The sequence below is a fragment of the Plantibacter sp. RU18 genome (assembly GCF_050613355.1).
Classification (GTDB): Bacteria; Actinomycetota; Actinomycetes; order Actinomycetales; family Microbacteriaceae; genus Plantibacter.
On record NZ_CP159618.1, the window covers coordinates 3,533,670 to 3,556,603 of the forward strand.

A 22,934-nucleotide genomic window follows, 5' to 3' on the forward strand; every position below is an offset into this window, starting at 1 on the left:
ACACATTGGGGGGTCAAATATCTTCGGGCGCACGCCGCCCGTGACCCTTTCAGCAGGGTCATGTCGTCAGCGTAAAGCCGCCTGTCCTTTCTCGACGGCCCAGGCTGAGAACCCCTTGAAGGTTTGTTCGCCGGCCCCGTCGTGTTTCGCACGCCAGTGTTTGGTCGGTGAATCAGATGGTGAGTTCTTCGAACAAGTTCCCACGGGCCGAGGTGATGCTGTCGTGCCGCGCCTGTCGCCCTTGGGGTGCCCGGTGTCGGCCATGATTCGGCTAGAGGTCCGTCGACCGGGCGGGTTACCCGCGTCGGTGACGACGAATCGTCGACACGACAAGGAGCAACAGGCCGAAGAGACCGAGCACTCCGGCGACGATCCATAGCCAGGTCCCGTTGAACCCGGTCGATGTCAGCGCGCTGTCCTGCGACCCTGGACCGGGCGGAACGACGGGAACCGGGTCGAAGGTATTCACGACAGTGATCGTCGCCGTCTCACCCGACGCGACGGACACCACACCGATTGAGGCGTTGCCGTTGTTGGGCGTGATCGCCGTGGATGTTGCACCGCCGGCGTGGGTCTCGACGAGCTGACATTCGGCACGGACCGGTAGCTCGGCGTACTCCGCGGTGAGGCCGGTCGCGCGCCTCAGTGTGCGCTCGGCGCCGTCCGGCACGTCGACCTCGACGGATTCGCCGTCAACGTTGATCAGGCAGCTCAGCGCGACGGTGAAGGCCTTGTCGGCGTTCGCCTCCGCTTCTGCGCCCGCGAGCTGCTTCGTAACCGTGATCGCGCCGACCTCGAACACGTTCGTGACAGTGGCTCTGATCGCCGTGGCCGACTGAATAGTCATCTCGACGCCCTCGGTGCCACTTCCGGTCTCGGCGTCCGCACCGGAGCCGATCGTGATGGTGGACTGCGTCGCACCACCGACTGCCGACTCCACAAGTCGACAGTCTGCGCCGATGGGCAACTCGTTGTACGCCGCCGTGAGTCCGCCGCCGATGGAGACGTCGCGGGTTGCGCCTCCGGGGATCTCCACCGGCACGTTCTCTCCATCGACGTCATGGACGCAGCTGAGTTTCACTGTGAAGACGCCCTGGCCGTAGCGGTCGGCACCGGCACCCTCGAGCGTCTTCGTGACCTGCAGCGAGCCGATGAGGAACGTGTTCGTCACGGAGAACGGGACGGTCCCGTCAGCGACGATGGGGTCGGTCGCTGCGTTCAGCTCGACGAGGTCCGCTCCGCCGGTCTCCGTCTCCTCCATCGCGCACACGGCACCGGCGGCGAGGTGCCCGATCGTAGCGACGAGCGGCAGGTCGCCGCCCAGGACGATGTCGTCGTCCCACACCACGCGGATGCCAGACGGGTCGGTGAGCGTGCAGATCGCGCGGACTGTGAACGGCCCGGCTCCGTAGAGCGCCGCACCCGGCCCGGTGACGGTCTTCGTGACCTCGAGCGACCCGTCGGCGAACGCGTTGACGATGGCCGCGGAGTTCGTCGGCTCGTCGCCGTCGTCCGCGGTCAGCGTGACGGGCGCGGTCGTCGCGGCGACCGGGTCGGCCGAGCCGTCGGCCGTGACCACGGCGATGGTCGTACCGACCGCCCCCTTGGCGTCCGTCTCGGTCACGGTGCAGTCCGCACGTGCTGGCAGGCCGGTGAACGACGCGGAACCGTCCGCATCGAGGGTCGCGACCATCGGCGACGCCGCGGAGGAACCCTCGGCGTACACGTCCTTGCCGAGGTATGTGCAGGTGACGGCCACGTCGAACGGCCCGTACGACACCGCCGCACCGTCGTGGTCGACGGCGGCGGAGTCCACCGACTTCGTGACGACGAGGCCGGCAAGCTCGTACGTGTTTGTCGCGATGATCACGGGCACGGTCTGCCCGACCCGCATGATCGTCACCGTGTTGATTTCCTCGGAGGTTTGACCGTTGTCATCCTCAGCGATTGTGCAGTCAGCGCCCCACGGCAGGTCGGCGACGGAGACGGGTGTGCCGTCGGCTGCGAGTGTGATCGGCCGCGGCGGGACCGTCTCGCCTGCGGAGACACAGCTCACCGAACCGGTGAAGGTCGCTGGTGCGTACTCGGGGGCGCCGTCGCCGGCGAGCTTCTTGATCGCCGTGAGTGGTCCTGTCGCGAGCGCAACACCGACTTTGTTGCCCTCGGTTGCTGGTGTCGTGTCGATCGTCGGACCGCTGACGGTCCGTCCGGAGACCGCGATGGTGTTCCAGGCGATGGTGTCGGTTCCGGCAGTGGGTGAGTAACCGGGTGTCCGCGTCTGCACGTCGATCGAGACCGTGCCGGCCGGTGCGAGCGGCGTCGCGAAGTCCACGACGAATTTCAATGACGTGATCGTCGCCGGATCCACGCTCGCTGCTGCCACACTGTCCCAGATCGTCCATGAACCGGCCGCACAGCCGGGGCCGGTGGTGTTGAGGTCGGCGACGCACGGGTCCGCGGCGGTCGTGTAGTAGGTCGTCATTGACGCCGTGGGGCCAGCGAGTGCGAGCGAGGAGACGCCCGTCCACGTTGGACGCCATTGCGACCCGCGCGGGAGCGAACTGTTCGCCCCGGTGTCGCCGATCTCCGGGAGCCGGTCGATGGCTACCATGCGGTTCATCGGGAGGGTTCCGGTGTTGGTGAGGACGTTGCGCCACACCTCGGTGCCGCCGGGCTTGGTGACGGGCACGCAACCACCGCGGTAGAAGCCTGCCACATCCGGCTGGCAGGTCGTGGCACCGTTCACGGCGTTCACGCCGAGCTCGGTGTCCTCCGCGCGGACTGTTTTCACACCGCGGATGGCGCCCGCTAGTTGGACGGATACGCTCGTGTTCGTGCGACATTCGCCGGTGACCGGGTCGATCCCGCCGGAGGTGCCGCCGTTGCAGACATCCCATGAGCGGTCGCCCGCGACGCCCATCGTGTTTGTCACCACGGTGTCTGCGGTCAGGCCCGGTCGAAAGACGAGCTGGACCGTGATCCGGTACGTCTGCCCAACCTCAAGGACGCTGTCCTCGGGGAAGGTGAAGGTGATGACATCGGCGCCGGAGTTCACAGCAGTGGTGATGGCTGTGGGGTCGGTCGGGAGCGCTGGCCCGTTCGGGTCGGCGGGGGCGGCACCGGTGAGGGTGTAGCTGTAGGGCGAGGTGGTCGGATCTGCGGCGGGGTCGAAGATGAGCTGCACCCCGCCGGCGTCGCTCGGGAGGCGGTCGGTGATCACCGGGTTGACGATGGGCGTGTTGCCGGAGTTGGTGACCGTGAGGCCGTAGTTGATGACCCGTCCCGGGATGTGCACGCCGGTCGGTGTCTTGTGGACGGTCACGGCATTGTTCGAGCGCACGTAGGCGACGGTCGCGGCTGCGTCGTCGGTCGCAGTGAGCGCCGGGGACCCTGCGCCTCCGGTCAGCGCACCGGTGATGTCGGCGACAAGGATGTTGCTGAACACACCTGCAGCGGTTTCGCCGGGAGCGGGCTGGTTGCCGGCGAGGTCGGACGGGACCTCGCCACCTGAACGCAGTTCGACTCGGCGCTGGACCGCGACGGGCACCTGCTGGAGTGGTGTCGCCGGGTTCTCCCAGAAGCCGCCGTCGGCGCGGGTGAAGGTGTACCGGACACCCTCGACCTCGCCGGCGGCCACACCGGCGGGCAGGGGTGAGGCGTTGAACTGGGCTGCCGTCTGGGCGACACCGTCCACCCAGGTGCCGCCGGAGGCCTCGCAGTCGAGCGACACGTCGGCGAAGTCACGGTCGACGCAGACGTCAAGCTGCACACGGTTGATCGGCGCCGTGAGGGTGATCTGAGGTGCGAGTCCGACGTAGTCGAACGCGTTCCAGAAGGTGCCTGCGTCATCGGTAAGCACGAGCTCCACGGCGCGAACGCTGCCTCCTGGGCGCCCGGAGAGCGTCATGGTGATGGGTGCACGATCAGGTTCCTGTTGGGAGGTGATGTTGAAGGTCTTACCGGCCGTGACGGAGATGTTTGTGGCCTGCAACTCGATCGAGGCGTCGTCGGTCGCGGTGGGGTTGCTTCCTGGGCTGCCGCCGAGGTCGGTGACCTGCGCGATCGTGTCGTTGACGACACCCGAGTCGGCGGCCGTGACAGGAGCGTCCGTGCTGCGATGGGTGGCCCGGAGACGGGTCTCGAGGGAGAGCGTGGCTGTGGCGCCTGAGTTGATGCGCCCGGTGTGCAGCACCCGGACGGAGACGATGTCGGCGAGTTGGGCCTCGGTAAGGCCGAGCGCGGCGGTCCGCGTGATGGTCTGCACGTCGCCGTTCGCTGAGGTCAGCTCGACAATCGTCGCCGTTGTTCCAGCCGGTTGACTGATGCCGACGAATCCCTTCAGGTTGAACACGTCGAACGGGTCGGTCGGTGAGGCCGGGTCTGGCTCGGTGAGTGACAGGCTGTCGACTTTCGCGGCGGTGACGTTCGTCGCGGTGATGCTCGCCCGGCCGGAAGGGAAGGACGCCTGATCGGTGCCAACCGGCGGAATGCCCAATGGTCCACCGGTCCAGGTCTTGGTGACCTGGACGTTGAGCGGGACGTCGATGAGGGTCACGGTGTCGTCATCGGCGTCGGTGACGATGAGCTCACCGGCCGCGTCGAAACCCGAGGCGCGTGCGGTGTTGATGACCTCTCCGGGCCGTCCCGGTCCGGCGTTGTACTGACGTGAGCCGAGAGCCGGATCCGGGGAGGTGACCGGCACGCGCACAAGGTCGCGCACCCGGAAATTCAGGACGAACGAGCGGTCGTTGCCGCTCGAGCGGGAGACGCCGCTGCCGGGCTGCGGCGCGGTCGGGTCGTCGCCGATCGTCGCGGCGCGCGTCGGGCTCTCCGCGAAGACCAGTCGAACACCGGTCATGGACGCCTGTTCGGCGGTGGTGAGGTTGACGCCGGGGAAGGTGCCGTTACAGGCGCCGGGGCACGGGTCGTTCGATGCGGCGACCCAGCCGGTGCCGTTGAAAAGTTCGACGCGCAGGACTTGGTCGTATTGCAGCCATGGGTCCTGCTGTGTGGTGATCGCGGCGACGCCGGTCACGTCGAAAGCGTTGAAGACGGTGTTCTCGACAGGGGTTGTTGCGGCGTCTGCAGTGTCTGCGACGACGACGGTGTCGAGGTCCGCGTGGCCACCGGTTGACCAGTCGATGCGGGCCGGGATGCTATTGCTGGAGCGCGCGATCACGGTTTTGCCCGCACCCGGGGCGCTCTCGAGGAAGGTCTTCTCGATGAGGTCGCCCTCGCCGGGCAGGGTCGGGACGAGGGTGATCGTCGGGCATGGTGCCGGGGTGACGCCGGCGGCCGGGGTGATGCCCGCCGTCGAGGCGCCGGAGGATGCGCAGTTCTCGATGACGTCGTCACCGCCTGTAGCCGGGCCGGACGTGTCGCGCTTCTGGTCGCGCAGGGCGACGCCGAAGTTCGGTTGCAGCCGTGTCCCCGGGGCGAAGCCAATCTCGGAGTCGAACTGGAACCGAAGCCCCTGGATCTGATCGCGCAGGCTTGCCGGGATCGGTTGGGAGAGGATGCGCGGGCCGGCGACACCCACAGCGCCCGGGAGGTCGATGAACTGTGTGCCGTCCCAGTACTGGACGGTCAGGGTCGCGTTCGCCGGAATCGCCGTCTGTGTGATCGCGGTGGCGTCGAAGGAGTTCCACCATGGGTTCGGTGACGGGTCCGCGGGCAGCACCTGCGGATCCTGGACAACGATCTGCTCGGCGTCGATTGTGGACGCCGGGAACGGGAGGAGCTGGGCGGGTAGCAGCACGGTCGCGGGAGAGCCCGGCACCGAGAGGATGCTTGCGGGTGCGATGCGCTTCGCGACGTCGACCGCGAGGCGCTCGTCGTACACGGTGAGTTGGTCGGTGGCGGTCGTCGTGCCGACGGTGCCGTCGATCGCCGTCGCAGCGCCTTCGACCACGTTGTCCCAGACCAGCGGCGTCGGTTCGAGCGCCGGGTCCGTGGTCACCACGAATGGGACGGTGGCGGCGGCTCCCGCGACGATGGTGCCGGTGAACGAGACCGTGAAGCTCGCGACGTGCTCGCTTGCGTTGGGGGCGGGGAGGGTCCCTGGGCTGGTAGCGGTGATCATCTCGACTGTTCCGCTGCGGTAGGTCCAGGTGATCGACGCACCGGTCGCACCTGTGGGCCAGGCGATGCCGTCGGTGAAGGCGTCGAACTCGATGCCGTCCGGGATATCCGCGGCGCTCGGTTCAGTGATGGTCAGCGATGACACCGCTTCGGTGCTGTCGTTGGTGAGCGTTGTCGTGACGGTACTGGAGGCGCCGCGCACGATCGCGTCAGGGGCGAACGACTTGGTCGCCGCCACGTCAACGACGGTCGGGACGATGGCATAGACGCCCATCGCGTCGGCCGATACCGAGTCGGCGGCGAGTTCGACCGTCGCGGTAACCACGTTCTCGACAGAGGTCGGACCACCGATGCCTGCGACGTTCGCACGCTGCGCGAGGTTCAGGTCAATGACAGCGGTCGCGCCGAGTGGCAGCTGCATGCCCGCGCTGTTGTCGAAGGTGAAGCGCACCCCGCCGATGTTGGTTGTGTCGACACCTGCAGGCAGTACCGCGGTGGTGTCCGGCGTTCCGAGGACCCAGTCTGTGCCGTCCCAGACGTCGACCTGGACACGGTCCGCGCCCTCTGGCAGTGTGACCTGGCCAAGCCCGGTCACGCCAAGGTAGGTGAACGGGTTCGGCGCAGCCGTCGGGTCGATCGGGTCGGTGACGATGAGCCGGTCGATAGGACCGTTCGACGCGTTCCGCCCGGTCAACGTCGCGGTCGTCGCGGTGCCGGGGACGTTCGTGGCGGTGTCGGGCGAGAAGCTCTTTTCGGCGTCGGCGAGGAGCGTGTGCTCGACAGTCGGTGTGACGGTCGCGGTCGACAGCGCAGGCGCGATCGCGTTGCTCGCGTTGAGCGTGCCCGTGTTCGGAATCGGGATGCCGGACAGCTCGAACGGGAAGTCGCCAGGGACCCGCACCGTGACCGTGACAACACCGGTCGAGGAGGCTTCGAGGCCAACGGCACCGGCCGGGTCCTGCAGCGGGTCAGTGAATGTGACGGTGATGTTGTTACCGACGATCACTGGCGGTGCCGCCGACAGGCCGTTGCCCACATCGACCGAGATGATCTCGAGGCCTGCAGGGACCTGATCGGTGAGGACCGCGTTCGTGCAACCCGTACCCACCTCGATCGCCGAGCAACCGACAGTGAGGTCATAGGAGAAGGTCTCGCCAGGGGTGACGTCCGGCGTCGAAGCCTCCTTGAGCAGCGTCACCTCGCTCTGCCCCTCGGCAAACGCAGCGGTCGCGGGCAGGGACAGGAGCCCGGCCGCGACGACCATCGAGGTGAGCAGGGCGAGGGGGCGGGAACGACGTCGCATCGAGAACTCTCTAGCTGGGTCCGTCCGGGGATCGAGGCGACCCGTCAGGATTCTGGTGAATCAGGTGTGCGGGGTCATGCGCCCGGGCCGCGCCCGGGGGCCCGTTCCGGGTACGCCAGTGCGCTCCCCACCTGCATCCTAAGAGGATTCCCCGATTCACCACAGGTTCTACCCGACACCCGTTCGCTATCTCTGTCCGATCGGGCCGGCATCGAGCAGCCTCGCGCCACCAAGAACCAGATGACGGCACTGGCGGAGGCCATAGACGCCATCCGAGATCTCATCGGGGGTGCTACAGGGCTTGAAACCATTGTCATCCCCGCGCTGCTCGCGGCCCAGCGCAGCCTTCCGCAGCACCTACTCCCTCGCGATATGGATGCCATATTGGTGATGGCGGGACAGCAACTATTGGCTGGAGCCACGCCACTCGTTTCGCACCAGCCCGGAAAGCGCCTCTCGGGCGAGACCACATCTCGGGTCTGATCTCCGTCAGATGAATCGCGGACGGGCCGATCAATTCGAGTCTCACACCCATTTCAGTGGGCCGTTCTTCACGTCAGGGCGCCCCACGGTCAGGTGCGCCGGACACCAGTCACAACATCGCATCCACTCCGAGAGTGACAAGCGTGTCCCAGCTGCCCGCTGGGCTAGCCAGCTGTGGCCCGGGTTATGCCCCAACGCCCCCTCATCGCGGTCGCGCTGTCGGCGCTGAACGTACGCGCTCGGCGTCGATCATGGCTTGAGGGCCAACGATGTGACGGCGGAGCGCGGGCGCGACTGCAATCGCCGCGGCCGAGCGCTACTCCTCTGAGGCATTGGTGCACCGAGTAGGTTGCGGCGCACTGTCATCGCGTGATTGGCACGCACTGCCTGCCAAGGGCCACGCCGACGTTCGTTTAGGGCTGCCAGCGCGGGCTGCGTGGAGCGTCACGGAGAGCCAACCGGGCCATCGCAGATCCACTTATCGATTTGAAACAGTTTGTGCCAGATTGCTACAGTGTGTTCCATGATTGATGCACTGTCTGACTTCACCTCTTCGTTTGCGCCCGCGTGGCAGTGGCTTGCAGTGATGATCGTCGGAGCGATCCCTTTCGTGGAGTCCTATGGTGGATCAGCATTGGGCGTCATCGCTGGCGTTCAGCCGGTGATCGCAATCGCTGCGGCCATCGTCGGCAACATCATTTCTATGCTGGTGGTCGTGCTCGGCGCACACACGGCACGAGCGAAGATCGTCGGTGAGAAAGCTTCCGCCGAGCTGTCGCCTCGGCGGATGAGGCTGCGCGCTCGATTCGATAAGTATGGGGTTGCAGGGGTCAGCTTGTTGGGGCAAACGCTGCTCCCGAGCCAGATCACGTCTGCCGCAATGGTGTCATTCGGTGCTCCTAAGAACACCGTCATCGTGTGGCAAATCATCTCCATCATCCTGTGGGGCATTGCGTTCGGCGTGCTTGCAACCCTTGGGGTCTACCTGGTCAAGTGACAGCCCTTGGGGTCTACCTGGTCAAGTGACAGCCCTTGGGGTCTACCTGGTCAAGTGACAGCTCTGACGCGGCGACTACGCGCAACACCGGAAGTCTGCAGCGACTGCTTGACGCCAATCACCACGGCCCGCCTTCACGCTCAGGGGGCGTGGCCCCGCGCGCTCAACGCCGGGTCGACAGGCCACGCCGGGTTACCGGGCACCCCTGTAGTCAAGCACCGCAACGCGTTCCGGGGAGATAGGGGCGTTGCTTGCCGTTGCGCTCGTGTTGCGACACCGGTGGTCGATTCCCTAACCTTCAGGATCCAATCCGATCTCGCGATTCCGAATACGAGGTCGAACGTCAGGCACTGATGCCGCCTGCGGCAGGAAGCCTCGGTCTGATGGCGAGGCACCCCTGTGCATGCTCATCTCGACGCTTGCCCTTCAGCGTCAAGGCACGAGTGAGGCACTCCGGGTCAAGCCCCGTGGAGTGGTGTAGCCGTGTGTCCTTCGATTCGTTGGGTTAGGCGCTGAGGGCGAGTTCTGGTTCGGGCACCTCGGTTCCGGTGTCGGGGACGATGGTGAGGCGGCTCTTGGCGAGGATGTCGAGTCCGAGGTAGCGGCGTCCCTCGGCCCATTCATCGGTCTGTTCGGCAAGGACGGCGCCGACGAGCCGGGTGATCGCGTCGCGATTGGGGAAGATGCCGACGGAGTCGGTGCGGCGACGGATTTCACGATTCAGGCGCTCGTTCGGGTTGTTCGACCAGATCTGCTGCCAGAGCCCCTCGGGGAACCCGGTGAACGCGAGGATGTCGGCGCGGGCAGCGTCGAGGTGTTCGTGAGCTGCGGGCAGTTTCCCGTCGACGTAGTCCAACAGCCGGTCGAACTGGGCGTGGACGGCGTCGGCGTCGGGCTGGTCGTAAACGGAGTGCAGCATAGCCTTGACCGCGGGCCAGAGACTCTTCGGGGTCACCGACATCAGGTTCGCGGCGTAGTGGGTGCGGCAGCGTTGCCAGGCCGCGCCGGGGAAGTTCGCGGCGATCGCCTCGACCAGACCGCGGTGCGCGTCGGAAGTGACCAGACGAACCCCGGTCAGACCGCGGGCGACGAGGTCGGCGAAGAACGTGTTCCACGCCGCCCCGGTCTCCGACGTGGCCACCCGCAGGCCCAGGACCTCGCGGCGCCCATCGGCGTTGACCCCGGTCGCGACGAGAACAACGGCGTTGATGACGCGTCCGCCTTCGCGGACTTTCATGGTGAGAGCGTCGGCGGCGACGAACGTGAATGGGCCGGCATCACCGAGCGGGCGGTGTCGGAATTGGTCAACGTGCTCGTCGAGGTCCGCAGCCATCCGGGACACTTGCGACTTCGACAACGAGTGAATCCCGAGGGTCTTCACGAGTTTGTCCATGCGGCGTGTGGAGACGCCGGCGAGGTAGCAGTCCGCGACGACGGTGATCAGGGCGGTCTCGGCGCGTTTGCGGCGCTCGAGGAGCCACTCCGGGAAGTAGGTGCCAGAGCGCAGCTTCGGGATCGCGACATCGATGGTCCCGGCGCGGGTATCGAGGTCGCGGTGCCGGTAGCCGTTGCGTTGGACGGTGCGACCCGGGGTGGGTTGGCCCCACTCGGCGCCGATCACCGCGTCAGCGTCGGCAGAGAGGAGCGCGTTGATCATGGTTTGCAGCAGCGACCGCATCAGATCGGGAGACGCGTCGGTCAGGGCTTCGCCAAGAAGGTGTGCAGGGTCGACAATATGTGGAGCGGTCATCGTGATGATGCCTTTCGAGTGGAGGTTAGAGACTTCTCGAAGGAGTCACACGGTGACCGCGCTCACGTCCAAGACCGAGCCGGCCACCGCAGGCTACACCACCTTATGGGGCACTACTGCACTCCGCCCCGATGCGGGCTCCGTGGGAGTGTTGCGAGGTGGTAATCCGCGCCTTGGCAGCGTCTCACGGTGCCGGCTTCCTCTGGCAACGATCACGCCCAGTTATCGCAAACGATTGCCTGCGGATGGACCCACAAGTTCTCCATCGTCTGTGAGGAGTTCGGTGGAGAGAAAGCGACCTGCAAGAACTGCGATAGCTCCTGCGTCGCGAAGCCGCCAGCATGCGCGTGCGCACACGCACCCTCGAGGACGATGCAGTCTGGGTCCTAGGACCCGACTGGGGTCCCGCTCCTCAACAACGAGAATTGGATCTTCCAGGAACGGCGAACGAGCGCGAACGAATAGCACCTCGCACCGCCCGCCGCCCCGGCCGGCACCTCCGAGCGCTGAACTCGACGAACGCGGCCTCCCGGCAACGCTCATCAACGCACCATCTCGCACGCTCGCTTCATGCGCGAAGTCCGCCGAGCACCGGGCCGCCATCTGGGTTGGATTCTCGCGGAAATTCGCTGCCGTCGCGCCTCCTGCGGCGTCGCGGCGTCTGGACAATCGGGTGTGACCAGCCTTTTCCTGTAGACGCATACCCCCGTTCGTGTTACACATGACTCATCTGAGGCAGATGTGGACGGCACCGTGTTGATCCAACGCCCCTCCGTGTGAGGAGGCGACGTCATGTCACAGCTCCGCTCCCAATCCAACCGTCTGCTGCTCGTCGGCCTGACGCTCGGCTCCGTCTCAGTCGTGCTGCTCGGTGGCTCCGCGCAGGGGGCAACCACGATCGACGGCCCCATCGGGCTGGGGACCGCGGCGCCCTTCGGCGTGCTCGCCGGTAGCACGGTGACCAACACGAACCTCACCACGATCACAGGTGATGTGGGCCTCAGCCCGGGTTCGTCAGTGACCGGTTTCCCGCCGGGCATTATCGTCGGCACCACCTCCGTGAGCGACGGCGTCGCAGTGCAGGCAAAAAACGACCTCACCACCGCGTACACCACCGCAGCGAGCCTGACTCCCGGCACCACAGGACTCACCGAGCTCGCGGGACTCACCCTCACACCCGGCGTCTACTCAGGCGGTGCGCTGCTGCTCAGCGGCGACCTCACACTCGCAGGCACTGCGGAATCCGTGTGGGTGTTCCAAGCCGCCAGCACGCTAACCCTCGCTCCCGGCGCTCGGGTGTTGCTGGAAGACGGCGCCAGCGCCTGCAATATCTTCTGGCAGATCGGCACCTCAGCAACCCTTGACGCCGGTGCCGCTTTCTCCGGCACCATCATGGCCGACCAGTCGATCACCGCCGTCACCGGCGCGACCGTCGAAGGTCGCCTCCTCGCCAAGAATGCCGCGGTCACACTCGATAACAACACCATTACCACCCCAACTGGTTGCGACGCGGAAGGCGGAACTGTCACCACGAGCCCGACCATCACCTCCGAGGCGCCACCAGCCGCGACCGTCGGCGCCGCCTACAGCCACACCGTCACCGCGACCGGAACCCCGACCATCGGCTACATGGTCACCGCCGGCAGCTTGCCTCCGGGCCTTGTCCTCGACGAGACCACGGGCGCAATCTCCGGAACACCGACGATCGCGGGCACCTACACCTTCACCGTCACGGCCGATAACGGCACCGCGCCCACCGCTTCCGCTGACTACAGCCTCATCGTGAGTGTCCCCGTCTCGACCACCGCTGGCGGAGCCTCTGAAGCAACCGGGGCGCCCACGCTACCCGCGACGGGATTCGACCCGCCCGAGCTCGTCGGCTCAGCATTCTTGCTGCTACTCGCTGGCACCGCCCTTGTCGTCCGACGGAAGCACTCCGCCTAGTCATCACAGCGGAGGCTCAACCAGAGCTCAGACCGACGGGGTGCGCTTGCGTCGCCCCGTCCCGACGCAGCTACATCAGTTTTTACGAACATCGATCAGCTGGAATCCCGCCGACTGCATGGCGAAACCGTGCTGGACGACCGGCGATCATTGTCGGTGTATGGGGGTGGCATGCTCATCGATGTTCTCGAATACGGCGTGAACACGGGCGACCAGGTGAAGGGTTGCTAGGAAGCCGTCACCGCTCAGATGGCGCATCTGAAACACGGGCAGATCTAGCCTGGCATCGGAGGAAAGGTATCCGTGTCACGCGAGTGAGGTCGCATCAGTGACGATCATGGCTCGAGGTTCATCCTTCGACACCTGACAGGGGCAGCTATCGCCTCGGTCGTAACAGCGGGCGGGGTGCGCGTGCCGGGTAACTGCCGGGGAGCGCGAGCCTTATGGCCACTCAGCGGCTCGGAATGGACTCTAGCGATCAGGCCGCCACAAGCCTTGATTCAGGGGGCATCGGACAAACTGCCTACGATCACGTAAAGCCACCGAAGTCCCGGGCTGCCACAGGGTGCCGCGGCCAGCTTCGCGCACGAGTATAACGGACCGTAGGCAGCAGAGCTCGCAATGCGCGGGCGGTCGCGCCGCCCTGCGCGACAGTCGGACAGCTGCCCATCTGCGCGGCCGTGACAACGTATACAGGCACGATCCGGCGGCATAACAACCAGCAGCAGGATCGTGAATGCAGATCCAAGGGCGAGGAGGAGGGCGCTGCCCGCGACCCCGGGGAGAACATCGACACCGATGGTTGCCAAAGCGCCAGAATTGCTCCTGTCGGAACCCGTGGATGCAGCGTGGGTGGCCCCATCGGTGATGCGCAGCTCGTAGGCGGGACTTTCCGCAGTCAACCCTCCATCGCTTGTGGCGAGGACTGTGTAGGTGAAACTCACTTCTCGAGGGGATGACCCAGACCTCGTCCCTAGGGAAGGTCGACAACGATCCGTTCACCCCGGCGGCTTGAGACCGCAGACGGAAGAGCCGAAGGATATTGGTAGTCGGCTGATCCGTGCTGACGGAAGGATTACTCTTTCGGATCCCAGCTTGGGGTCACGCCTCCTCCTGTGGGCGGAGGTCGCGGTCCGTCTGCCGGGGGATGCGTGACAAGCCCGGAAGAGGCTGGGATAGTTGCATGATCAAGCGCCTCTCATCAATCGTCGCTGTAGCGGTCGCTGTCGCGCTCGGAGCGACCAGCTGCACGGCACCCCGTTCTGTTCCGAGCGCGTCAGCGAACCAGTTGGCCTCCGTCGTCGAGATCCCTGACTCGCCGTTGGGCGAGGTCACGACCTGGGCGCTGGCCATCATCCAGGGCGAGACTGACGTGACCGTCACCGACATCGAGGAGCGCTTCGCGCCCGAGGCGATCGCGCAGATCGGCACGCCGGCCGATCTCGTGGCGGCGTTCGAGTCACTGCAGACCCTGGCACCCTACAAGGTGCTCGAGTACCAGAAGAGGGGCGCCACCGCAGGCACGCGTGTCGAGGCAGGAGGCAACGCGTACATGCTCAGCGTGAGTCTCGACGATGCTGGCTTGCTCACGAGCTTCGCCGTGCAGGCGGCACCGGAAATCCCCGAGCCTGCCGCAAATTGGGATGAGCTCACGGAGCGCATCGAGGAGATCGGGGCACCCGTGGCAGTGTCGGTGTTCGACGTCACTAGCGGCGACGTCACTGACCCAACTTTCTCGGGTGGTGACCTCAAGGGAGCGCAACCGTCGGGCTCGATGTTCAAGCTCTTCGTGCTGCTCGCGGTCGTCGACGCCGTCGAGCAGGGCACGCTCACCTGGGACCACACGCTCATCCTGTCCGATGCCACGCGCAGCCTGCCAAGCGGGGTGCTGCAGAAGGAGCCAGATGGCACCGAGGTGACCGTCGAGGAGGCCGCGCTCGGCATGATCTCGATCAGTGACAACACCGCCGCCGATCTGCTGATCGAGGCGGTGGGCGCGGCTGCCGTCGACGCCCAGATCACCGAGCACGCGCCCGATGGCGCCGACCGCACGACGCCGCTGCTCTCGACGCGGGCCCTCTTCCAGATCGGATGGGGTGACGAGACCCTACGGGGGCAGTGGGCCGCCGCCGATGATGCGGGCCGCGAAGCACTACTGAAGCGGGTGGCGGCCGCGCCACTCACGACGTCGGTGACCGATGTGACCGTGCCTGTGTGGGAGGACGATCTCGACTGGTTCTTCTCGGCCGCCGATCTTGCCCGCGCGCATCTCGCGCTCGATCAGGCAGGAGACACTGAAGCCGGTGCTCCGCTCGCGAGAATCCTCACAGCGAACCCTGCACTCGAGACGGCCGACGACTGGGACTCCGTGGCGTTCAAGGGCGGTTCATCGATCGGTGTCATGGGTGGCAGCTGGCTGCTGAAGGATGCCGACGCAACGTACGTCGTGGTTGCACAGTCGGCAACCCACTCCGACGACGAATACCTCGCACAGTACAGCGTGCTGTACTTGGGCATGAATGCCGCGGTGCTGCTCGCGGACCACTGATACCGGACATTCCTGCCGGAACGGTGTCGTTCGCAGCACTCGCAGACGCTCATCATCACGTCGGTTCAGCCGACGCTCAAGGCCGAGCAGCCAGCCGAAGAGGAGCGGGCGTCGTTCGTCTACGGCCTAAAGCGCGAGGTTTACGACTACATGAAATTCTACCCTCTCGGCGCCGAACGCGGACACCCACAGGCGGGCTTACTTAGGCAGGATCGTGGGTGCGGCGCTGCCGCCGCTCGAACTCCCAAACGGTCGTAACTAAACGTTATCCGCGCATCGGCTGGCAATGGGCACAATCTGGTGTTGAAGGCTGATGGGTCCGTGATCGCTTGGGGTCAGAACGAGGGCAGGTGGGCCACTGTTCCGGCGGCTGCGATGAGTGATGTGACCGCGATCTCGGCCGGCACCTTTCATAATTTGGCCTTGAAGGCTGACGGGCCCGTAATCGCCTGGGGCTACGACGCGGTCGAGCTGACTGCTGTGCCGGCGGCCGCGATGAGTGATGTCACCGCCGTTGCTGCTGGCCTGCACAGTTTGGCGTTGAAGGCGGATGGGTCTGTGATCGCCTGGGGTGACAACTCGTACGGGCAAGCTACTGTTCCGGCGGCTGCGATGAGTGATGTGACCGCGATCTCAGCCGGCGGTGGACACAGTCTGGCCATAAGAAGCCAGCCTGCCCCCGCGCCGGTGTTCGGGGCGACTTCTCCACCAGCGTTGGCCACGGTCAGTGAGCCGTACTCGTACACGTTCACCGCATCCGAGAACCCCACGTTCACGGTTGGTTCCGGGACCCTCCCGGACGGTCTGACGCTGTCGCCTGAAGGCGTGCTCTCCGGGACTCCGACCCGCGAGGATGATTTCACGTTCACTGCTGTCGCGACTGGTTCCACGCGCACTACGGCAGAGACGGCACCGATCACGATCAAGGCCGATGAGGTGCCCGTGTTCGTGGAGGACAGCCCACCGGCGAGTACTTCCAAGGGTGTCGCCTACGCCTACACGTTCCAAGCCGTGGGCAACTCGGTGTCGTACTCGGTCACCGCTGGCACCCTTCCTGCAGGACTGAAGCGCCCTGAGTTTGTTGGAGACTCCTGACCTTGGAAACGAGGATGGAGTCATGGTGTCGAATCAGGGATCTGGGAAGCCGACGGCGCGTCGGTATTCACCGGAAGAAAAGGCCGCCGCGGTCCGGATGGTGCGGACGCTGCGGGCAGAGCTGGGGACCGAGCACGGGACGGTGCAGCGCGTCGCGACGCAGCTCGGTTACGGGATCGAGTCGGTGCGGACCTGGGTGAAGCAGGCCGACGTCGACGACGGGCACGTCGCGGGTGTGAGCACGGCGGAGGCGCGTCGGGTGCTGCGGGAGCTTGAGCAGGAGAACCGCGAGTTGCGGCGGGCGAACGAGATTCTGAAGCGGGCAGCGTCTTTCTTCGGGGCGGAGCTCGACCGCCAACACCGGAAGTAGTCGCGTTCATCGACGCGAACAAGAACGACGTCGTCGAAGGTCGCCCGCTCGGAGTCGAGCCCATCTGCGCACTCTTGCAGGTGGCTCCGAGCACGTATTACGCCGCGAAAGACCGCGCTCCGTCGGCGCGATCACTCAGCGATGCTGCCCTCACGCCCGAGCTTGTCACGCTCTGGGAAGACAACTATCGCGTTTATGGTGTCCGCAAGCTCTGGAAGAGCGCCCTCCGCGCGGGGCTCAGTATCGGGCGAGATCAGACGGGCCGGCTGATGCGTGCTGCGGGCATCGAGGGAGCGACGAGGTCGAAGCGAGTGAAGACGACCAGGACCGACCCGGCCTCGGCGAGGTATCCGGATTTGGTGAAACGAGAGTTCACCGCAACAGCCCCGAACCGGCTCTGGGTGACGGATCTGACGTTCGTGCCGACGTGGGCGGGCGTTGCCTACGTCTGTTTCATCATCGACGCGTTCAGCCGGATGGTCGTGGGGTGTTAGCGCCGAGCTAGAACGGACCCCTTTGCGCCGGTCTGGGGTGGACCCCTCTTCGTTGGTTGAGCTTAGTTCTTCTCTGTCTGCTTGATGAGGTCGCGGCGGCCGTGGGTGCGGTAGGAGTCGCCGGAGAGGGTAAGGACTTCGGAGTGGTGGACGAGGCGGTCGATCATCGCTGCCGCGACGACGTCGTCGCCGAACGTCTCACCCCAGCGGCTGAACGGGAGGTTCGAGGTGACCATGATCGAGCCTTGCTCGTAGCGAGATGCGACGAGTTGGAAGAACAGGTTCGCGGCGTCCTGGTCGAAGGGGATGTAGCCAATTTCGTCGATGATGATGAGTTTGTAGCGGCGGATCTTCTTCAGCTCGGCCTCGAGCTGCCCCTGGTGGTGGGTGGCCGCGAGTCTCGCGATCCAGTTGTTCGCGGTGTCGAAGAGGACGGAGTATCCGGCGTGGGTGGCTTTGACGCCGAGCCCGATCGCGAGGTGCGTCTTCCCGATCCCGGGCGGGCCGAGCAGGATCACGTTCTCTGCTTTCGCGACGAACGTCGACGTCGCGAGGTGCGCGAGGACGTCTTTACGCAGAGACGGGAGGTGATCGAGATTGAAGTCCTCGAGGGTCTTGACTGCGGGGAAGTGCGCGGTCCGGATCCGCATCGTCGTCCCGGCGGATTCACGGTCCGCGAGCTGGCGTTCAAGGACGGCTGCGAGATATTCCTCATGCGCCCAGTTCTCGACCCTGGCGCGGTCCGCGAGGTCTTCCCAGACCCGCCCGATCGTCGGGGTCTTGAGAGCTCTGGCGAGATAGGCGATCTTGGATGCAACCTGCTCGGTGGTCTTCGGAATAGGAGCGTCGATCGTGCTGCTCTTGGAGGTCATCGTGCTTCTTTCTCGTATTCGGTTTTGGTGGTGAAATCGACGCCGAATAAGGCGTCGTAGTCGGACAGCGCCCGAAGTTGGACCCGATGCCCGTCCGGGTGCTCACGAACCCCGGAGGGCTTGGGCCGTTGGTAGTGGGCGCGTAGCTTCGCCGCCGCGGTGACGTGCCCGGGATCGGTGATCGTCATCCCGTTGCGCAACGACCGGGCATGCCGTCCCGCGGCCTGTCCGGCGCAGGAGATCGTGACGTCATCAAGCGTCGCGCGAACATCGACGAATCGGCCGATGAACCGAGGATCGACGGAATAGTCGTTCCCATCGAGACGGACGTAATAATCCCGGGCCAGTCTGATCCGATGCGTGAGACCAGTGACAGGGGGCTTCGCCGGAAGTGGGAGCATCGCCGCCCGGTCAGGGACAGCGAGCTCGACGGGACGGGCAGCGATCGCACGGACCTTCCGCTGATTCGCTCTGGTCTCCAACCAGGTCGTCATCTGGGCGTTGAAGTCATCTCGGTCTTGGAAAATCCGGCCGGGCAGGAACGAGGTCTCCAGAAAGCGGTTCGCGCGCTCGACGATGCCCTTCGTCTCCGGGTCTCGTGGCGGGGCCAAACGCAGCCTGGTCGCCAGCGTCCCCACGAACGTCGCCGCGAGGACGGTGGGCTTGCCCAACCCGCCGATCGCAGCCTCTCGATCCCAGAGCAACGATTTCGGCACCCCGCCGAACCTCTGCAGCAGCGACCACATACCCGCAGTGAGATCACCGCCCTGCCGAGACGGCAGCATAATCGCCTCGATCCGCCTGGAGAAGCCGGACACCATCACCAACACCGGCAAGACACGATCCTGGCCCCCGCCGACGGGAACTCGCGCCTCAGGGAACCACAGATCACACTGGATCACCTCACCCGCCTGATACGAGAGCCGATCCGCGGGATCGATGCCTTGATACTCCGGCCGCAGCTCAGACACCCGCTCCCGAAACAACGACGGCGAGAACGTCCAACCGACACGCTCCGCGATCACCGTCGCCGGCATCTTCGGATACTCCATCAACAGCGCACGGATCTGCGGCACGAAGACATCGATCTTCGAACCCCGCGGACCCCGCGACCGATCCGGCGGATCCTCACCCCGCAACGCCCGACGGACCGTGTTCCGCCCGATCCCAAGATCCCTCGCGATCTGTTTGATCGGAACCTTCTCAGAACGATGCAACCGCCGAATCTCTGCCCACGTATCCACTGAAATCATCCTCCTAGCTTGAGCTAGGGGGTCCAATCCAACCTGGCGCTACAGGGTCCGTTCTACTTCGGCGTCAACACGACGTTAGCCGGATCGGAAAGGAGCTTCGTGAGTCGTCCAAAGACGCTGAGGTTCGCGCTCTCGCCGATGCCGTCGTCAAGCTCGCTGATAGCCTCCACAAGCACTCTCAGATGCGGTAGCAGCTCCTCCACCCGCTGCTGCGAATCCCTCGCAAGCAGCGCAACCTCACGGACGAAAACGGTCCGGGTCTTGTGCTCGAAACGCCAGAGCAGGTTGAGCTGTTCGCGGAGGTTGCCGAGTTCTCGTTCGAGATCGCTGATGAAGCGCCACAGCAGCTGGTCGGGGTCGTAGGGGAACTCGGGGTCGAAGTACTTCGCGGGCAAGGTGATGGATGTCACGGGCATCAGATATCTCCTAGGTGCAGTGTCGGTGTGTAGCTGGTGGGTGGAGGCGGGGCGGGTGTGGTGCGGGTGAAGCCGGGGGCGGGGTTCCGGATGGTTCGCCCTGCGGGGTTGATCACTCGTCCGTCATCTCGGTGCCCGCATCCGTGCACGCACCATCCGGAGTCGGCGTCGAACTCGTGCGGTGCATCGATGGGGCGGTAGAGGCGGCATCTGTCAGTGATCGTTCGCATTGGTTTCTGCCCTGCGGGATTGGTGAAGTTGAGAGGTGTGGCCCCCCCCCCGCGAGCGATTGGCGATCGCGAGAGAGGCCCCGTGTGTGCGTGATCGGAGCCAGCCGGTCGGATACAGGACTCAGCGCCGTTGAGCGCTGACAGTGTCGGTATGTGCGGTCGGAGGATTCATGAGAGAGTGCTGCCCGGACCTGCCTTTACCAGCGCCCCGACCACGCGGGAGCGCTTGTGGTGCGCGGGTTAGCTCCGCGGGTCTCGTCGATGACGTGGGGTGGCCCTGCTTCCGGCCTATCGAGTTATCTCGAAGGCCGGGCATGGTGGCGGGCGCGTCACGCATGTCGCAATTTTTGACATGCGCTTAGAGTTGCTGCACAAGTCGCAGACACGACGCATTGAATTCGGCGTGTCGCAATTTTTTACAGACGCGCGATACTATGAACCCATGACGATCATGAACGACGCCCCCACGTGGACGCTCGGGGATGCACTACGCAAAGCTCGCCTTGCCGCAGGCATGGATCAAATCGACATCGCGGTGAAGCTGAAGATCTCCCGCGTCACGGCAAGCAATTACGAGACGGGCCGGAGCGAACCACCGACCTCCGTCTTCGTCGCTTGGGCGCGTGCGACCGGCGTCTCGCTCGACTGGCTCGCAGAGGCCGTTAAGCCGAGAACGGCCCCGTCCGAAGACGGGGCCGTTGATGGGAGCCGCCCGAGGGAATCGAACCCTCGACCTTCTCATTACGAGTGAGATGCTCTGCCGACTGAGCTAGGGCGGCGTGTGCACAGGTTGCCCGGCGCACGAGTATCCATGTTAGCGCAGCTTTTGCACCGTCGTGTACAGCTCCGCGAAAGAACGGCGGATGCGCTCAGCGAGAGAGCCGGGTGCGGGTGATTCGGCCCAGCAGCGCCACGCGTGACGGAGGCCGGCGAAGCCCACCATCGTCACCATCCACGACCGGTCGAAGAGCGCTTCGGTGTCCGCCGCGAGCTCCGGCTGGTCGTTCAGGACTCGACGCTCGACCACTGCGAGCAGGCCTTCCTCGAAGCCGCGCATACTCGCGATCCGTGCGCCGAGCAGGTGGGGATGCTCACGCAACACGCTCTTGCGGAGGTGGTGGATCTCGATGTCGGACTCGGCATCACCGACGGTGACGGCGAGCAGCTCCCCCAGGTCGGACAGGATGTCGGACCCGGGTCCACCGGTCACGAAGTGCTCGAGCGCCTCGCCCTCCGGAATCAGCGGGATGTCGCCGATGAGCGCCTCCTCCTTCGTGCTGAAGTAGTTGAAGAAGGTGCGCGGGGAGACCTCCGCCAGCCGGCTCACCTCCTCGACCGTCACGTTCTCCAGACCCTGTTCGGCCGCGAGCGTGAGGACCGCATGCTGGATCGCCCGACGCGTCGCGAGCCGCTTGCGCTCCCTGAGTCCTGGTTCAGCGGGTACGGTCATCGTCATCGTCCGGCCGCGATCAGGTGCACATCGGATCGGTCGACGGCACCGTGCCATCGATCAGGTAGTCGTCGACCGCCTTGTTCACGCAGTCGCTGCCCTTGTTGTAACCGGTGTGACCCTCGCCCTTGTACGTGACCAGCTGACCCTCGTCGAGCTGCTCCGCGAGGTTCTGCGCCCACACGTACGGGGTGGCCGGGTCGTTCGTCGTACCCACCACGAGGATGGGTGCCGCGCCGGAGGCGTGGATCTCCGCGCGCTCGGTACGCGTCTGATACGGCCAGTTCGCGCAGAACGTGTCGCCGTACGCCATGTACTTGCCGATCACGGGTGCGGCCGCCTGCAGCTGCTTCGCCTCGTCGGCCATCTTCGTCTTGTCGTCGTCGTAGCTGTAGTCGAGGCAGTTGATCGCGTTGAACGCCTCGGTCTGGTTGTCCGCATACTTGCCGGCGTCGCTCCGACCGTTGTAGCCGTCTGCGAACTGGAAGGCGATGTCCGTTCCGCCCTGCATGACCTCGTCGAACATCTGGCTGAGGTACGGCCACGCATCCGCCTGGTAGAGGGGGTAGATGATCGCGGTGAGGAGGGTGTTCCCGCCGAGCTCACGCCCGTCATCGGCGGGGATCGGGTTCGCGTCGACCTCGTCGAGCAGCGTCTTGATCTCTGTCATCGCGTCGTCGACGGTGCCGGTGAACGGGCAGTCCTTGCCCGTCATGCAGTCCTCGAGATAGGCACGCAAGGCACTCTCGAAGCCCTTCGCCTGCTCCTCGACGACCTCGAAGTTCGTCGTGGACGGGTCGATCGCGCCGTCGAGCACGAGTCGCCCGACGTTCTTCGGGAACAGCTCCGCATAAACCGCACCGAGGAACGTGCCGTACGAGTACCCGAGGTAGTAGAGCTGCTTGTCACCGACGGCCGCACGCAGCATGTCGAGGTCTTTTGCCGCGCTCTGGGTGTCGACGAACTCGAGCATCTTGCCGCTCTCCTCCGAGCACGCATCGCCGAACGACTTTGCAGCGTCCTCGTTCGCTGAGATCCACTCGTCGGACCCGCGCTCGCCCGGCGTGATGTCGTACAGGTAGGAGTCCATCTCCGATGCCGTCAGGCACTTCACCGCGGTCGAGCGTCCGACACCACGCGGGTCGAATCCGACCACGTCGAAGTTCTCCTGCAACTTGTCGTCGACGGCGAAGTCGAGGCTGTCCGCGACGAGGCTGTACCCGGAGCCTCCGGGACCACCGGGGTTCATGAACAGGGAACCGATCGGCTTGCCGTTCGTGGCCTGGTGACGCACGAGCGCGAGCGAGAGGTCGCCGTCCTCTGGGTTGTCCCAGTCGATGGGCGCCTTCGCGGTGGCGCACTCGAAGTCCTCTGCGCAGCCGCTCGTCTTCCACGAGAGCTTCTGCTCGTAGTAGGGCTTCAGCGCGGCATCGACGTCGCTCTCCACCGGTGTCGACGACGACGATGGCTCGGCGGCCTTCGGCGGCAGGAACGCGGTGACGCATCCGCTCAGCGCGAGCGCGGCGACGGCGATGCCCGCGACGAGCGCGACCCGCCTCGCTCGGCGCGCGGCGGGTCCGCGACGACCGCGAGCACCTGCCGTTCCAATCGAGACCGACGGCTGCTGCCTGGGCGACGTCACAGAGGC

At 65.5% G+C, this 22,934-nt stretch carries 12 protein-coding genes, 1 tRNA gene and 2 pseudogenes; 7 read left to right on the forward strand and 8 right to left on the reverse strand.

The genetic code is table 11. The annotated features are described in order from the left end of the window. Positions 1-295 precede the first annotated feature (295 nt). Positions 296-7,384 (reverse strand): DUF5979 domain-containing protein, encoded by a 7,089-nt coding sequence (locus tag ABMA10_RS16970; RefSeq protein ID WP_431030715.1) that lies wholly within the window; start codon positions 7,382-7,384, stop codon positions 296-298. A 1,006-nt stretch (positions 7,385-8,390) separates the two neighbouring features. Here ABMA10_RS16970 and ABMA10_RS16975 point away from each other — a divergent pair. Continuing rightward, complete coding sequence (locus ABMA10_RS16975; RefSeq protein ID WP_431030716.1) at positions 8,391-8,864, forward strand: hypothetical protein; 474 nt, start codon at positions 8,391-8,393, stop codon at positions 8,862-8,864. Positions 8,865-9,369: 505 nt separating this feature from the next. Here ABMA10_RS16975 and ABMA10_RS16980 read toward each other — a convergent pair. After that, complete coding sequence (locus ABMA10_RS16980; protein WP_431030682.1) at positions 9,370-10,614, reverse strand: IS256 family transposase; 1,245 nt, start codon at positions 10,612-10,614, stop codon at positions 9,370-9,372. 792 nt (positions 10,615-11,406) lie between these two features. Here ABMA10_RS16980 and ABMA10_RS16985 point away from each other — a divergent pair. The 5 genes and pseudogenes from ABMA10_RS16985 to ABMA10_RS17005 form a co-directional block, all read left to right on the forward strand. Continuing rightward, positions 11,407-12,558, forward strand: a complete 1,152-nt coding sequence (locus ABMA10_RS16985; RefSeq protein WP_431030717.1) for an ice-binding family protein — start codon at positions 11,407-11,409, stop codon at positions 12,556-12,558. A 1,183-nt stretch (positions 12,559-13,741) separates the two neighbouring features. Beyond that, positions 13,742-15,106 carry a serine hydrolase gene (locus ABMA10_RS16990; protein WP_431030718.1) on the forward strand — a complete coding sequence of 455 codons (1,365 nt, stop codon included), beginning with the start codon at positions 13,742-13,744 and terminating at the stop codon, positions 15,104-15,106. 267 nt (positions 15,107-15,373) lie between these two features. Further along, positions 15,374-15,442: pseudogene (locus ABMA10_RS16995) on the forward strand (hypothetical protein); the annotation flags it as partial. Positions 15,443-15,481: 39 nt separating this feature from the next. Next, positions 15,482-16,201 carry a putative Ig domain-containing protein gene (locus ABMA10_RS17000; RefSeq protein WP_431030719.1) on the forward strand — a complete coding sequence of 240 codons (720 nt, stop codon included), beginning with the start codon at positions 15,482-15,484 and terminating at the stop codon, positions 16,199-16,201. 22 nt (positions 16,202-16,223) lie between these two features. Continuing rightward, positions 16,224-17,059 (forward strand): annotated as a pseudogene (locus ABMA10_RS17005) (IS3 family transposase); the annotation flags it as partial. 68 nt (positions 17,060-17,127) lie between these two features. On the opposite strand, the gene istB reads toward ABMA10_RS17005, so the two are convergent. Genes istB through ABMA10_RS17020 form a run of 3 tightly spaced genes read right to left on the reverse strand, consistent with a single transcriptional unit; the run spans position 17,128 to position 19,606 of the window. Continuing rightward, positions 17,128-17,937 (reverse strand): IS21-like element helper ATPase IstB, encoded by an 810-nt coding sequence (gene istB / locus ABMA10_RS17010; RefSeq protein ID WP_431030720.1) that lies wholly within the window; start codon positions 17,935-17,937, stop codon positions 17,128-17,130. Then, positions 17,934-19,190, reverse strand: a complete 1,257-nt coding sequence (gene istA / locus ABMA10_RS17015) for an IS21 family transposase (RefSeq protein WP_347868913.1) — start codon at positions 19,188-19,190, stop codon at positions 17,934-17,936. The genes istB and istA overlap by 4 nt, the downstream gene beginning before the upstream one ends. A 53-nt stretch (positions 19,191-19,243) precedes the next feature. Beyond that, positions 19,244-19,606 (reverse strand): hypothetical protein, encoded by a 363-nt coding sequence (locus tag ABMA10_RS17020; protein ID WP_347867356.1) that lies wholly within the window; start codon positions 19,604-19,606, stop codon positions 19,244-19,246. A gap of 681 nt (positions 19,607-20,287) precedes the next feature. On the opposite strand from ABMA10_RS17020, the gene ABMA10_RS17025 reads away from it, so the two are divergent. Beyond that, positions 20,288-20,587 carry a helix-turn-helix domain-containing protein gene (locus tag ABMA10_RS17025; RefSeq protein WP_431031529.1) on the forward strand — a complete coding sequence of 100 codons (300 nt, stop codon included), beginning with the start codon at positions 20,288-20,290 and terminating at the stop codon, positions 20,585-20,587. Here the strand turns inward: ABMA10_RS17025 and ABMA10_RS17030 are convergent. The 3 genes from ABMA10_RS17030 to ABMA10_RS17040 all read right to left on the reverse strand — a co-directional run bounded on the left by ABMA10_RS17030 (position 20,543) and on the right by ABMA10_RS17040 (position 22,928). After that, positions 20,543-20,615, reverse strand: a tRNA-Thr gene (locus tag ABMA10_RS17030). The genes ABMA10_RS17025 and ABMA10_RS17030 overlap by 45 nt on opposite strands. A 35-nt stretch (positions 20,616-20,650) precedes the next feature. Beyond that, positions 20,651-21,286, reverse strand: a complete 636-nt coding sequence (locus ABMA10_RS17035) for a TetR/AcrR family transcriptional regulator (RefSeq protein ID WP_347867355.1) — start codon at positions 21,284-21,286, stop codon at positions 20,651-20,653. A gap of 19 nt (positions 21,287-21,305) precedes the next feature. After that, positions 21,306-22,928, reverse strand: a complete 1,623-nt coding sequence (locus ABMA10_RS17040) for an alpha/beta hydrolase (RefSeq protein WP_347867354.1) — start codon at positions 22,926-22,928, stop codon at positions 21,306-21,308. Between the last annotated feature and the right edge of the window lie 6 nt (positions 22,929-22,934).